Below are 13339 nucleotides of genomic sequence, written 5' to 3' on the forward strand. Positions count from 1 at the left end.
GAGCTTTAAGATCCAATACTAAGTTGAATAGCTAATCATTCAGATCATTTTTTTTATAAATGGCAAGTTTTGAACAACATTTTCAACGAAATGAACAACAATTGATCGACCGATTGGGTGTATCTTTGTTATGGCTAGATGTTAGAGTCGTTTGGTCAGCAAAAATACAGCGCTGATCTTCGATTCGGGGGAATCCCCTATATTTTAACCGGCTTTGGGATTCCCCTAATTTAATCGTGAAAAGGAGATATTCTTCTCCCTACACAAAAGGCCCGATCGTATGATCGGGCCTCTTTTAATTTGTATGGCAATATATTTACAAGTGGTTTGCCCGCGCGGTAATTTCTGCTATATCTAACACTTCAATCGCTGATTCTTTTTCTTTGATCTTTACGCCATCTTTTAACATCGTCATACAAAAAGGACATGCTGCCGCAAGAACATCAGGCCGTGCATCAATGACTTCTTCAATACGTTCTATATTAATGTCTTTTAAACCTGGTTCTGGTTCTTTAAACATCTGACCGCCCCCTGCTCCACAACAGAGCCCGTTGCTCTTACAGCGCTTTAGTTCAATCAACTGGGCATCTAGGCTTTCCAATACCTTTCTTGGTGCTTCATACACTTCATTTGCACGGCCAAGGTAGCACGGGTCATGGTAGGTTATTTTTTTTCCTTTGAATACATTGTTGTCAGCTGGTTTCAACTTTCCATCATCGATCAGATTTTGGATCAATTGTGTATGATGAATGACCTCATAGTTTCCACCTAGCGACGGATATTCATTCTTCAATGTATTGAAACAGTGGGGACAGGCAGTAACTATTTTCTTAATTTCATAACCATTTAGTACTTCGATGTTCATCATGGCCTGCATTTGAAATAGAAATTCGTTTCCACTTCTTTTAGCCGGATCTCCGGTACACGTTTCTTCTGTACCTAAAATGGCATATTTTAAACCAACATGTGCTAATATTTTGCAGATATCGCGTGTAATTTTTTGTGCACGTTCATCAAAACTGCCAGCACAGCCAACCCAAAATAGTATATCCGGAGTTTCTCCTTTAGCCAACAGTTCAGCGACTGTCGGAACTTTTAATTCATTGTCCATCATAAAACTATTTTTGTTGAGTCCAATTAGCGCGATCCATTTGTGCATATTTCCACGGCGCGCCGTTGTTCTCAATATTTCCAAACATATTATTAATACTCGAAGGAGCTTGTGATTCTTCCATAATAGCAAAGCGACGAAGTTCAATAATAATTTCAAGGGGATTAATATTGACGGGGCACTGTTCTACGCATGCATTACAGCTCGTACAGGCCCATAATTCTTCCCGGCTGATATACGTATCAATTAAAGATTTCCCGTCATCTTGAAAGCTCCCGTTTGTTTTAATATTGGCGCCTACTTCGGTTAGTCGATCCCGTGTATCCATCATTATTTTTCGTGGCGATAGCAGCTTTCCTGTCATATTTGCAGGACAAGAAGATGTACAACGTCCACATTCCGTACAGGTATACGCATCCAATAAATTCTTCCAGGTTAAATCCTGTACATCTTTGGCTCCAAAACGTGCATTTGCATCTGTGGAAGGCGGAGTGAAACTAGGATCAAGCATCGCTTTTACCTCATTGGTGACAGCAGGCATATTTGATAGCTTGCCTTTGGCATTCAGATTCGAAAAATAAGTGTTTGGAAAAGCCAGAATAATATGTAGGTGTTTAGAATAGGGTAGGTAATTTAAGAAGGCGAGTACGCCTAGAATATGAAACCACCAGCAAAACCGTTCTATCAAAAATAATGTATCTGTTGAAGCTGGAAGGTAGGGAAGAAGATAATGGCTTATTGGAAACGAACCTACAGAGGTAAAATGTGCATAGCCATAGAGCTGCAATTTAAGATCAGAAGCGTTCATGAGTAAAAAAGCCGACATTAAAAGAATCTCTGTGATTAAAATAATATTTGCATCCGTCTTGGGCCAATTTTTCAATTCCAGGCTATTTAGACGAGCTACTTTAGCGATATTTCTCCTGATTAAGAAAATGATACACGATAGCAGCACGCTCAGCGCGAGCCATTCGAATGCTCCGATTAAAAAATTATAAAAGCTTCCTAAAAATGAAAAGATACGATGTGTGCCGAATAGTCCGTCTATAATAATTTCCAACATTTCAATGTTGATGATAACAAAACCGAGGTATACGAATAAATGCAAGACTGCAGGAAAAATTCGCTTAAACATTTTTTTTTGTCCAAAGGCAACAAGCAGCATCATCTTCCAACGCTCCGCCGCTTTATCCGAACGATCCGCTGGACGCCCCAGCTTGATGTTCCGATAAATCTCTTGAGCATTTTTGCTAAAAAAGAATAATGCTACAGCGAAACAAACTGCAAATATCAGTTGACCTATCATATGTTTGAATCTTGGTTATAAACAAATATACTATATTATTTTGTTATGCTAACATAGTAAAAATAAATCAAAAATGGAGATATAGCAATATTTTATTGAAATTTTAAATAGGTATTATGGAGGCTGATAAAAAAACGTCCAAAAATGATTATTTTTTTGGACGTTTTTTCTATATATACTCGATTAGTCTATCGCTGGACATCAGTGAAGGTTTGCTCTAAAATTTTGCGTATGGTTTTTTCAATGCGTTGTTTTCCTGCTTCGGTATTGATATCGATACCAAAAAAAGTACTTCCCGTAGATTTCGCCTGTAGGCTCATATAGTAAATGGAACTCACCAGAATAGCAAATGTCGCTCGAAGGTCGTTTTCCGAATTTTCGAACCTAGCGTCTATGTGTTTAAACAATTCTTCGCCAAGCATTTCTCTTTTTTCAGCGATGTTTTTTAACGCTTTTGTCTTCTCGCCTAATCCCCAATGAATGACTTTTTGTTTCGTTTTATCTTTTAAAAAGGTGTTAAACTGAGATTGAAGTAGTTCTTCTAGCGAGGAGATATTGATGGAGCTCGGGTTCGAGATCATTTGCTCTAAGACTCCCTTGTCTCCTAATTGCCAAAAGTCTTTTTGCGCCATATAAGCCTCCACTAGCTGATCAAGACCACCAAAATAATTCCATATTAATGCTTTGTTCAGCCCACATTCCAAAGCAATATTAGGACCATTCAACGCGTGATATCCTTTTTTCTGAATTACCTTTCCGACAGCTGCGATCATTCGAGCCTTAGTGCGTTCCTTGTCACGAATAGGACCGGAAGTCACCTTTCTTTCTTTTTTAGGATTATCCTCAATTACTTTTTTTTTCATGCGAATAAAATCAAATTAACGAAGAAGCATTCTTGGGTACCTTTCATTTGTCTATTAAAGAACAATTTTGGGACCACGAAGTTTTCATTAGGGTAGATATGTTTGTTTTTCTAGAGCAATATCCAAAATTTAGCTGGTAAATGCAAGAAAATCAAGTATGAGATTTTTAGTTTATCTTATTCTTTAGACTTAAGGGAAAGCTTTTTTGGAAGAATTGTACGATCTATTACAAATAAAATTGTGTTTGATTTATTGAAATGGAGTTTATATAAAAAAAGGATCATCCATACAGATGATCCTTTTTTTATATATCAAGTTATATACTAACTTATTTTCTTGCTGGAGCAGCAGCAGGAGCTGCCGTTGCTGAAATACCTAATTTAGTTTTTACAGCAGCAGTTAAATCTTCTCCACCTTGGAAGTAAGGGATATTTGTACTTGAAATATCAAATACATAAGCCATACCTTTTTCTTTAGAAACAGCATTTACAGCTTCGCCAACTTTTCTATGGATTGGAGCAATTAATTCTTCTTCTTTTTTATTTAAGTCTTCCTGAGCAGCTTGTTGAGCTGTTTGAATACGAGCTTGAATATCTTGCAATTCTTGACCTATCTTGTTGATTTCTGGATCAACTGTATCTTTATTTGCTTCACTTCTATTACGCAATTTATCGTTTGCATCTTTTTGTTTTGTTTGATAAATGGTAACCATATCTTGAATTTCTTTGGTTTTACCATCACTCAATGTTTTCAATTGCCCTTCAGCTGCTTTAAATTCAGATGTAGATTGAATTATTTCTGCAAAGTTGATATGACCAATCTTTTGTTGCGCATTTGCAAATTGAGTTGAGAAAAATACTGCCACTAAAGCAACCGCACCCTTTAATAAATTTTTCATGCTTTTCATTTTAATCTAATGAGCCATCACTATGGCAATCTTTTAGTTTTTTAATTAATTACTATTAATATTATTTGTGTTCACAATGATAATAAACTCCAGCCTAGTTTGCAAGACTAGGATTCGGTTTATACCCTAATTTTGTAATGACATCATTACTTTTATTCAATTTTGGATTAGCATAAAGAAAAGTTGACTCATTACCTTTATCCATAATAAAATCTACACCCTGTGCAGTAGCAACTTCTTGGATAGCTTTTGCTACACGATCTTGAATAGGCTTCATTAACTGTGCCCTTCTTTTAAAGAGGTCGCCTTCAAATCCAAATTTTTGTTTTTGATAGTCTTTTACTTCTTTTTCTCTTGTTACGATTTCATCCTCACGACGGCGGCGCATGTCTTCATTGAGTAAAACTTGATCTTTCTGGTATGCCTGATAGAGCTTTTCGATTTCCGCATACTTCTGATCAACTTCTTCTTGCCATTGTTTAGACAGATCATCCAGCTGCTTTTGCGCAGTTGTATATTCAGGAATATGTTTTAAGATATATTCTGAATCAGCATATGCAATTTGTTGAGCAAATGTCGCTGTAGCACTAACGACTACAAAAGCTATAACTAACAATAGTTTTTTCATATTTCCTGTAAGTTTTTATAGACTATACGTTTAATTGTTTAACACTAATTTACCTTATGACTTTTGATAATTCCAAAAGTTTAATTTGGTAAATTCGTTCTACGTAAATTTAACGCTCAAAAATAAGAAAAAAGAAGCAATCTAATAGATATTTGTCAGGTTTAACACTATTTAACTTGTTGGTCAGTCTACCATAATTCTTCTCCTAATGTTGGCAAGGTATTCTTTTTAGCGCTAACGTAAGGCAAGATTTTAAGGAAAACGTTTTTAAACAAAAAAGCTATCTACAATTTCTTGCGATAGCTTTTTTTTAAACTTTATGTCCAAATAGCTTGGAATCAACACGGACTAGAAACCGCCCATATTTTGCATGATACTGAATGTAAAGTTTTGTTTCCATGTACTGCTCGGCAAACCAGGGATAGGGTCGAATGCATGTCCATAGTCTATTCCCAACATACCAAAGATAGGTAAGAAGATACGGGCACCTACACCTGCAGAGCGGCGAACTTTAAATGGATTGTATTCGGTAAACTTGTTCCAGGTATTTGCGGCTTCAGCAAATGCCAAGACGTAAACAGTTGCCTGGTCATTTAACATAACCGGATGACGCAACTCCATTTGATATTTTGTGTAAATTGGGCTACCTGAATTTCGCGCTACATTCACATTCTGTGTCCCTTCAGGAATGATTACACCATTTGCATAACCACGTAGTGCAACAATTTCCGAACCTTGTAAGTAATCAAACCCTTGCATACCATCGCCCCCGACTTTAAAACGCTCGAACGTTGATATTTCAGTTTTGCTCGAATATTTACCTAAGAAACCAAATTGAGCTTGCGCTTTGAAAACAAGTTTACCAACAATTTTTGCATACCACTGCGAATCAAATTTCCATTTGTGATACTCAGTCCAACGGTAGCGTTCTTGCGCGGAACCATTTTTATAGTCAATGTTATTGAACAATGAATATGGAGGGGTCAATTGTACAGAAAATTTGATATTAGAGCCCGAAGTAGGATAGATAGGAGCATCGATCGAATTACGGCTAAATTCTTGTGTCAAGTTGATATTATAGGCTGTACCATTATCAAACAGGAAATAATTTCCATAGTTTTGTAGCTTATAGCGCTGGAATGACAAAGAAGTATTTGCCTGGAACCAGTTGTCTGGCCATTGCAAGCGTTTACCTAAAGTAGCCGTAACACCCGTCATCCAGATCCGGTTTAACTCTGAATCTTTAACAATTTGTTCTCCAGTATAATAGTTAAATCCTCCATAAGATGAGCTCGACGTATAGGCACTCAAGCCAAAATAAATTGGTTTTTTTCCACCTAGCCACGGCTCTGAGAACGAGAAGCTATACGATTGATAGCGTTTACCCGAAGTTTGCCCACGGACACTCAATTTCTGCCCATCCCCACGTGGCAAGGGTTTCCATGAACTTTTGTCAAAGAAATTGCTGGTAGAGAAGTTATTGAATGTTAATCCTAAGGTTCCGATAATCTGACCTGCACCATAACCACCAGAAAGTTCGACCTGATCCGAAGGTTTTTCTGTTACGTTATACACGATGTCCACTGTACCTTCTGCATAATTTAAATTGGTGGGTACCGGGTTGGTTTTCTGTTCATCAAAATTTCCCAGCTGCGCAATTTCACGCACACTTCGCATAATTTGTTCTTTTGAGAACTTTTGACCTGGTTTTGTGTAAATTGACCGTAATACAACACGGTCATTGGTAACATCATTACCTTTGACAATAACATTGTTGATTGTATATTGAGCCCCCTCATATACGCGTAAATTCAAATCGATGGTGTCGTTGTAAATACGGGTTTGTTCAGGGTCTACCGAAAAAGTAAGATATCCATCGTTCATATAGATGGAAGAGATGTCATCACTATTTTTTGTGGGCCCCATCAATTTTGCGGTTAATTTTTCTTCTGAAAAGACATCGCCACGTTTGATTCCTAAAATTTTGTTAAGTAAAGTGTCAGAATATTTTGCGTTACCTGTCCAGACAATATTACCTACATAATATTTAGGACCTTCATAGATGTCAAAATTAACTAACACATTTTTCTCACCCTCTCGAATAACAGTATCTTTAAGGATAGTCGCATCACGATATCCTTTGTCAGCCATTTTTTTGATGAGGTTTTCTTTACCTTCTTTGTATTTCTCTTCCTTGAATTTTCCTGGGCCAAAAATACGGTACCACATTTTTTGTTTGATAGGTTTGGCCATTTTTCTCAACTCTTTTTGGGAAAAATGCTCATTTCCCGTAAAAGTCATTTTTTTGACTCTAACCTTATGTTTTTTATCTACATCGGCAATAAGTATTTCATTATTAGCCTGTGCAGAGTCTTTTACCGTCTTTAACGTAATCTCCGGATATAAATAAGCTTTTTCTTTTAGAAAACGCTGAATAGTAGCACGTGTAGTATTCATCAAATTTTCATTGACGATTTTACCTGTGTTGCTATTTAAACGTTTGCGTACTTCTTCGGTTTGACTTTTACTTAAGCCATTGATGTCAATTCGAGTTAAACGGGGACGTTCTACTACACGAATGGTTAAAAATATATTTTCACCTTCAATTTTATCTGCCCATAATTCGACATCATCAAAGAGGCCTTGAGCCATCATATCCTTCACTACTTTTGCAGTTGCCTCACTTGGAACTTCCAAATATTGACCGACCGACAATTTAGATATGGTAATTAATACATTTTTATCTAAAAATTGTGTTCCAGTTATATCAATTGCACTAATTACATAGTTTTTGGGATTGAGATAGCTGATTTTTTCTGGGTCATTTAAATTGAAAGCACCTTTGTCCTGTCCGTAGACGAGCTGCATTGATGAGAGACCAAAAAATAGTATTACGGGTAGTATACGCTTCATTTATCTAAAATTATTGGCGCTAAAGTACACCAATCGTTTGTTAATTTTTGTTAATTAAGAAAATTTAACCAGCTTGTTTTCTTCAAATCAGTGGACAAATTTAATAAAATCATTTATAACTGCTCACTTGTTTTTCCAAACCTTCTTTCGCGCTGTTGGTAGTCTACTATTGATTTGTACAAATCCTCTTTAGTAAACTCAGGCCACATCTTATCTAAGAAGCATAGTTCTGAGTAAGCAATTTGCCAAAGTAGAAAGTTGCTTATTCTCAATTCTCCACTTGTACGTATGAGCAGATCAGGGTCTGGAAGGTTTTGCGTATAGAGGTTTGAAGCAAATGACTCATCGTCAATTTCATCTATAGTGAGTAGTCCATCTTTTACTTGTTGTGCTAGATTTCGAGTAGCATCTAGGATTTCTTGGCGGGAACTGTAGCTCAATGCTAACGTCAACGTACAGTGTTTATTTTCTTTCGTCGCTACTATGGTCTCTTGAAGCTTTTTTTGTGCATGTAAAGGTAGTTTGCTAATGTCGCCAATGACATTCAAGCGAACGCCATTTTCCTGAAAAGTTTTAATTTCTTTTTTGAGTGAAGAAACCAATAGCTCCATTAGCGCCATGACTTCTAGTTTAGGTCTATTCCAGTTTTCTGCAGAAAATGCGTAAAGTGTCAGAAATTTAATATTGGCTTTTACACATCCTTCTAAAGCTTCTCTCACTGCTTTTACACCATTTTGGTGCCCAAAAACACGAAGTTTTCCTTTCTGTTTTGCCCAGCGTCCATTTCCATCCATGATGATGGCGATATGCTGTGGCAACTTAATATTATCTATCTGATCTAAAAAACTCATTTTTGCTGTTTTCAATAAAATTAACACCTTAACGGTGATGCTGTTTCGGTGTGTTAAAACCTATGCTTTGTATTCTGTATTCCTATCAATGAATAGTGTTTGTTAAACTTTTTATCGAATGAATGATTTCATGCGCATTTCTCATAGGAACTTAATCATTCTACCGTCCTTTACTTCTTCCAAATATCGATTTTTAATTGGAAATTCAGAAGTACATTATATATAAAGATTGATTGAAATATCTTGGGCAATAAGTTTTGGTGCTTTTTTTCAACTAGCCTGAGCTAGTTTGAATTTAGTAATAGCTTAATAGTTCCTGACATCAATCCCCCAAAGTAATTTCTCTCGCAATGTGCTGAAAAAGCTCTCATGGGGAAGTCTAATGAGATTAATCGTAAATGGAGCCTGTTTAATCGTTAATTTTATGGATGTATCAATAGATTCATTTTTCGAATCACAGCTTAGAATGTATTGGTTGCTCCGGCTTTCTATTTCTAACTCCAGGGTAAACTGATTGGAAATGACAATCGGTCTAACATTAAGATTGTGAGGTGAAATAGGGGTTATCACGAAATTACCACTTTCGGGCATAATAATAGGTCCGCCACAACTCAGCGAGTATGCCGTGGAACCGGTAGGTGTAGCGATAATTAGTCCATCAGCCCAATATGAATTAAGCCATTCGCCATTGATGCGGGCGTTTACGGTAATCATAGCCGAGCTATCGTAACGAAATACCGTAATATCGTTCAGAGCGTAGTGATTACCTTGGAACAAATTTGTCTGCTCGGATTCGACAGAAAGCAATACACGCTTTTGTATGCTATAACGCTGGTTAAGAATGTCATCCAAAGAGTCTTCAAAATCATTTTTATTGATTGAGGCTAGGAAACCAAGTCGACCAAAATTCATTCCAGCGATTGGAATTCCAGAATCTTTTATTAGTGAAACGGCAGACAACATTGTTCCATCCCCACCCAAACTCAGCATAATGTGGATACAACCTTTAATTTCCTGGTACGTATTGTATGTTAAGAAATTAAAATCACATTCAAACTGTGTGATGAGAAATTTATGGAATGGTTCATACACCCAAATTTCAATATTTTTATCTACAAGATATTCAAACAAGTGTTTCACATGTGTTATAACAGAGGGTTGAAACTCTCTTCCATATATTGCGATTCTCATATTGTTTTCAATTTTAATGGGGGCAAAGATGAGAAAAAAATAATTCTAATTATATGTTGATGTAATTCATGAGCTGTTGATAGCGGTCGGCAGTGTCATCGAAGGATGCTATCGTATTGTGAGTTTCCAAAATTATGTAGTTGTGTCGCAAAAATGAATTGAGCAAAGCACCAATATTTGATTTGTCTATTTTTAGTGTAACTTCAATATTATCGGTGTCCAAATTTATTTTGGTAGCACAATTGAGAATTCTGCAATTATCACTTTCCACGAGATGCGCAATTTGAGACAATGAAAAATCATGTAGTCCGATGGCTAAGACAATAATTGCGCCCGATTCATTCTGTGATTGAATCAAACTGATTGCTTTTAAGACATCTAACTGCGTACAGACTCCAATATATTTGTTGTCCTGGTCCAAAATAGGAACAATTGTACTATTGTACACAGTCATCATCACCAGGGCATCATAAGGATGTTGATTAAACTTTAACGGTATTGGAACTGTATTTATGGGGATGGAAGAAAGCAATGCTTCCTCGTCTTCGGCTTCCAATAAAATGGTTTCATTGACCAAGCCAATATATTCGTCACCATTTAAAACAATTAATTCTTTACAAAGCATATCTTGGAGCTTTTCGAGCGCCTGTTGTATTGAATCAGCATTTTGAATGCTGAAATCTGCGTTTGAAAGAAATTGACTTATTAGCATATCCAAACTTAATAAAAAAACTAGGTCAAAAGAAATTTTCGAAGATGAGATTTCTGCTTAATTGTTTGAGTTGCTGAAGCACTTCAAAAACTCAGGCAAAAGGACAGATTGCATAATCGCAAATAAGTACATTTTTAAAGTTTAAAATTGTACTTTTATTACCGTTCTGTTATTATTTTTGTCAGCGAATTGAGAAAGGCTTGGTTAGAAGCCTTTCTAAAGATGTAATTTCTAATCAGAAAAATAGGATTGATGACCACAAGCGAGAATAAAAAATTTATTGATATACGTGAAGTTATTCACAAAAAGAACGCGGGGCTTGCTAAATGGATTCCGTCTTTTTTAATGAATTATTTAAAAAGGACAATTCATGAAGATGAGATAAATGATATTATGACACGCTTTGCAGACCTTCAGGGATTGGATTTTGTTGATGCTCTGATCAATGATCTGGATGTAAAGGTCAATTTGTACGGTGCGGAAAATATTCCAGCATCGGATCCTGTAATTTTTGCATCCAATCATCCTTTGGGCGGATTGGACGGTATCGCATTTATGCATGCTATTGGTAAGCACCGGCGTGACGTCAAATTTTTAGTGAATGATATTCTATTAAATATAGGCAATTTGAGACCCCTCTTTGTGGGTGTAAACAAGCTCGGAGGGCAAGGAAAACAGGCTATTACAGCGATTGAAGAAGCTTATGGTGCCGATGACGCGCTATTGGTATTTCCAGCTGGTTTGGTTTCCAGAAAACAAAAAGATGGCCATATTGAGGATCTTGAATGGAAGAAAAGTTTCATCAGTAAGGCAAAAAAATATAAAAAAGATGTCATTCCAGTGTTAATCGACGGTAAAAACTCTAAGTTTTTTTATAATTTTGCAAGGCTTAGACAGAAAATAGGTCTTAAGGTAAACATTGAAATGTTATATTTACCTGATGAAATGTTTGCTCAACGTGGGCATACCGTTAATATTATAGTAGGAGAACGAATCCCTTATACAGCGTTTGATCAATCAAAAAACGAAAAAACTTGGGCTGAGGAAGTGAAAAGAAGGGTTTATGGATTGGCTCAAGAAAAATAGAATTTATGCAAGAAATTATACCTCCAGTTGATAGAGCATTATTGAAGACCGAATTGAATAAAGACGTTTTCTTACGATATACCAACAATGGAAATAACGAGATATATTTAATCAACTATCATAATTCGCCGAATGTCATGCGGGAAATTGGGCGTTTACGTGAGTTGACTTTTCGTGGGGCAGGCGGAGGTACAGGACTTTCAATTGATATTGATGAAAATGATACCTGCGAAGATTGTTACGATCAGTTGATCGCATGGAATCCCGAAGATGAGGAAGTGGTTGCTGGTTATCGTGTCATTAAATGTGCTGACGCTGGAGAGGTAAATGGTGTGCCCAATTTGTCAACAGCGCATTATTTTCAGTTTTCTGATTTGTTCGCACAAGAGTATTTGCCTTACACCATAGAATTGGGGCGCTCTTTTGTTCAACCTAAATACCAACCCGCCATAGATAATCGAAAAGGAATTTTTTCATTAGATAACTTATGGGACGGCTTAGGAGCTTTGGTTATGCTTAATCCGGAAATAAAATATCTCTTCGGTAAGGTAACGATGTATCCGCATTACAATAAAGATGCGCGTGATATGCTACTTTACTTTATGGATTATTATTTCCCTGATCACGACAACTTGGTGTTACCCCTTCCTGCATTGGAAATCAAGAACGATTACGATCGTTTTATCGGCATTTTTGATGGATTGGATTATAGGGAGGGATATAAAGTTTTAAACAGTCGTGTAAGGGCATTGGGAGAGAACATTCCACCACTCATCAATACGTATATGAACCTTTCGCCAACCATGAAATCTTTTGGTATAGCACGTAATGATGAATTTGGTACGGTGGAGGAAAAAGGTATCTTAATTGTAATAGACGATGTATACCCTGGCAAGAAGGAACGTCATATGAATACGTTTGAGCGGGATCGTGAATATGGTCATCGAAAGCCTAAACGCGGGTAAAAAACTAAAAGGGGATTCATAAATTGAATCCCCTTTTAGCTGTTATAAAATACGCTAACTAGGCAGGCTTTATACATATATAGAGTGCAAAGGCTAAAATAGCGCCTATGATGGGCCCCAAGATAGGAATCCATGCATAGGACCAGTCCGAGCTGCCTTTACCTTTAATTGGCCAAAGCGCATGAAATAGGCGTGGACCGAGATCACGGGCAGGATTTATGGCATAGCCTGTAGTACCTCCTAATGATAGACCGATGGCCCAAACGACGAAAGCGACAGGAATAGCACCAAGGGAACCCATCCCGATGGGCTCAGTTTTTTCATTGATGGTAATCTCTTGGCCTGTAATGAAGAAAATCGCAAAAATTAACACAAAGGTTCCGATGATTTCACTCACCAGGTTTGTTGAAGTATTTCGTATGTTCGGTATAGTGGCAAAAACACCGAGTTTGGTCGTGGCATCTGAAGTAGCGTCAAAGTGATCTTTGTGCATGAAGTAGGTTAACATGGCGCCACAGAAACCGCCGGCAATTTGCGCAAGAATATAGCCAGGTACTTCCGTCCATGAGAGTCCATTATTCAGAGCGACAGCAATTGTTACTGCAGGGTTGAGGTGCGCACCGGTATAGGGTCCGGCAAATACTACCCCCACGTATACTGCAAGTGCCCATGCCGTAGTGATTACAATCCATCCTCCATTTTCTCCTTTTGTACCTTTCAATATAACGTTGGCGACAACTCCGTTCCCCAAAAGTAATAGGAGTGTTGTACCGATAAATTCTGCTAAATAATGGTTCATGCTTGTG

General features: G+C 37.1%; 12 protein-coding genes. 2 read left to right on the forward strand and 10 right to left on the reverse strand.

The features are described from left to right. Window positions 1–316: 316 nt before the first annotated feature. The 9 genes from VXM68_RS12375 to VXM68_RS12415 all read right to left on the reverse strand — a co-directional run bounded on the left by VXM68_RS12375 (window position 317) and on the right by VXM68_RS12415 (window position 10482). Window positions 317–1111: a (Fe-S)-binding protein gene (locus tag VXM68_RS12375; RefSeq protein ID WP_294350688.1), complete on the reverse strand. Its 795-nt coding sequence runs from the start codon at window positions 1109–1111 to the stop codon at window positions 317–319. A 7-nt stretch (window positions 1112–1118) separates the two neighbouring features. Further along, window positions 1119–2417: a (Fe-S)-binding protein gene (locus VXM68_RS12380; protein ID WP_294348981.1), complete on the reverse strand. Its 1299-nt coding sequence runs from the start codon at window positions 2415–2417 to the stop codon at window positions 1119–1121. Between the two features lie 188 nt (window positions 2418–2605). After that, a complete protein-coding gene (locus VXM68_RS12385) occupies window positions 2606–3280 on the reverse strand; it encodes a TetR/AcrR family transcriptional regulator (protein WP_367208890.1) in 675 nt (224 codons plus the stop codon). A gap of 328 nt (window positions 3281–3608) precedes the next feature. Next, window positions 3609–4178, reverse strand: coding sequence for an OmpH family outer membrane protein (locus tag VXM68_RS12390; RefSeq protein WP_293955519.1), 570 nt, complete (start codon window positions 4176–4178; stop codon window positions 3609–3611). A gap of 103 nt (window positions 4179–4281) precedes the next feature. Continuing rightward, the gene (locus tag VXM68_RS12395) at window positions 4282–4815 is read right to left on the reverse strand and encodes an OmpH family outer membrane protein (protein ID WP_209576018.1); all 534 of its coding nucleotides are present in this window, start codon (window positions 4813–4815) and stop codon (window positions 4282–4284) included. Between the two features lie 348 nt (window positions 4816–5163). Continuing rightward, the gene (gene bamA / locus VXM68_RS12400) at window positions 5164–7728 is read right to left on the reverse strand and encodes an outer membrane protein assembly factor BamA (protein ID WP_209576016.1); all 2565 of its coding nucleotides are present in this window, start codon (window positions 7726–7728) and stop codon (window positions 5164–5166) included. A 113-nt stretch (window positions 7729–7841) separates the two neighbouring features. Then, complete coding sequence (locus tag VXM68_RS12405) at window positions 7842–8579, reverse strand: isoprenyl transferase (protein WP_293955517.1); 738 nt, start codon at window positions 8577–8579, stop codon at window positions 7842–7844. 306 nt (window positions 8580–8885) lie between these two features. Beyond that, a complete protein-coding gene (locus VXM68_RS12410) occupies window positions 8886–9770 on the reverse strand; it encodes an NAD kinase (protein WP_293955516.1) in 885 nt (294 codons plus the stop codon). Between the two features lie 49 nt (window positions 9771–9819). After that, window positions 9820–10482: a CBS domain-containing protein gene (locus VXM68_RS12415; RefSeq protein WP_294184737.1), complete on the reverse strand. Its 663-nt coding sequence runs from the start codon at window positions 10480–10482 to the stop codon at window positions 9820–9822. A 252-nt stretch (window positions 10483–10734) separates the two neighbouring features. Between VXM68_RS12415 and VXM68_RS12420 the strand changes: the two genes are divergently transcribed. After that, window positions 10735–11568 carry a 1-acyl-sn-glycerol-3-phosphate acyltransferase gene (locus VXM68_RS12420; protein ID WP_294184736.1) on the forward strand — a complete coding sequence of 278 codons (834 nt, stop codon included), beginning with the start codon at window positions 10735–10737 and terminating at the stop codon, window positions 11566–11568. 5 nt (window positions 11569–11573) lie between these two features. After that, a complete protein-coding gene (locus VXM68_RS12425) occupies window positions 11574–12533 on the forward strand; it encodes a GNAT family N-acetyltransferase (protein WP_294184735.1) in 960 nt (319 codons plus the stop codon). Window positions 12534–12591: 58 nt separating this feature from the next. Here VXM68_RS12425 and VXM68_RS12430 read toward each other — a convergent pair whose 3' ends face one another. After that, window positions 12592–13332: an MIP/aquaporin family protein gene (locus VXM68_RS12430; protein WP_293955512.1), complete on the reverse strand. Its 741-nt coding sequence runs from the start codon at window positions 13330–13332 to the stop codon at window positions 12592–12594. Window positions 13333–13339: the final 7 nt, after the last annotated feature.

The sequence above is a fragment of the Sphingobacterium sp. R2 genome (assembly GCF_040760075.1).
In the GTDB taxonomy this organism is placed as follows: domain Bacteria; phylum Bacteroidota; class Bacteroidia; order Sphingobacteriales; family Sphingobacteriaceae; genus Sphingobacterium.

Bases quoted from the DNA above. Each gene is read 5' to 3' on its own strand.
- VXM68_RS12375 (WP_294350688.1), bottom strand. From the start codon at position 1,111: ATGGACAATGAATTAAAAGTTCCGACAGTCGCTGAACTGTTGGCTAAA.
- VXM68_RS12380 (WP_294348981.1), bottom strand. From the start codon at position 2,417: ATGATAGGTCAACTGATATTTGCAGTTTGTTTCGCTGTAGCATTATTC.
- VXM68_RS12385 (WP_367208890.1), bottom strand. From the start codon at position 3,280: ATGAAAAAAAAAGTAATTGAGGATAATCCTAAAAAAGAAAGAAAGGTG.
- VXM68_RS12390 (WP_293955519.1), bottom strand. From the start codon at position 4,178: ATGAAAAATTTATTAAAGGGTGCGGTTGCTTTAGTGGCAGTATTTTTC.
- VXM68_RS12395 (WP_209576018.1), bottom strand. From the start codon at position 4,815: ATGAAAAAACTATTGTTAGTTATAGCTTTTGTAGTCGTTAGTGCTACA.
- bamA (WP_209576016.1), bottom strand. From the start codon at position 7,728: ATGAAGCGTATACTACCCGTAATACTATTTTTTGGTCTCTCATCAATG.
- VXM68_RS12405 (WP_293955517.1), bottom strand. From the start codon at position 8,579: ATGAGTTTTTTAGATCAGATAGATAATATTAAGTTGCCACAGCATATC.
- VXM68_RS12410 (WP_293955516.1), bottom strand. From the start codon at position 9,770: ATGAGAATCGCAATATATGGAAGAGAGTTTCAACCCTCTGTTATAACA.
- VXM68_RS12415 (WP_294184737.1), bottom strand. From the start codon at position 10,482: ATGCTAATAAGTCAATTTCTTTCAAACGCAGATTTCAGCATTCAAAAT.
- VXM68_RS12420 (WP_294184736.1), top strand. From the start codon at position 10,735: ATGACCACAAGCGAGAATAAAAAATTTATTGATATACGTGAAGTTATT.
- VXM68_RS12425 (WP_294184735.1), top strand. From the start codon at position 11,574: ATGCAAGAAATTATACCTCCAGTTGATAGAGCATTATTGAAGACCGAA.
- VXM68_RS12430 (WP_293955512.1), bottom strand. From the start codon at position 13,332: ATGAACCATTATTTAGCAGAATTTATCGGTACAACACTCCTATTACTT.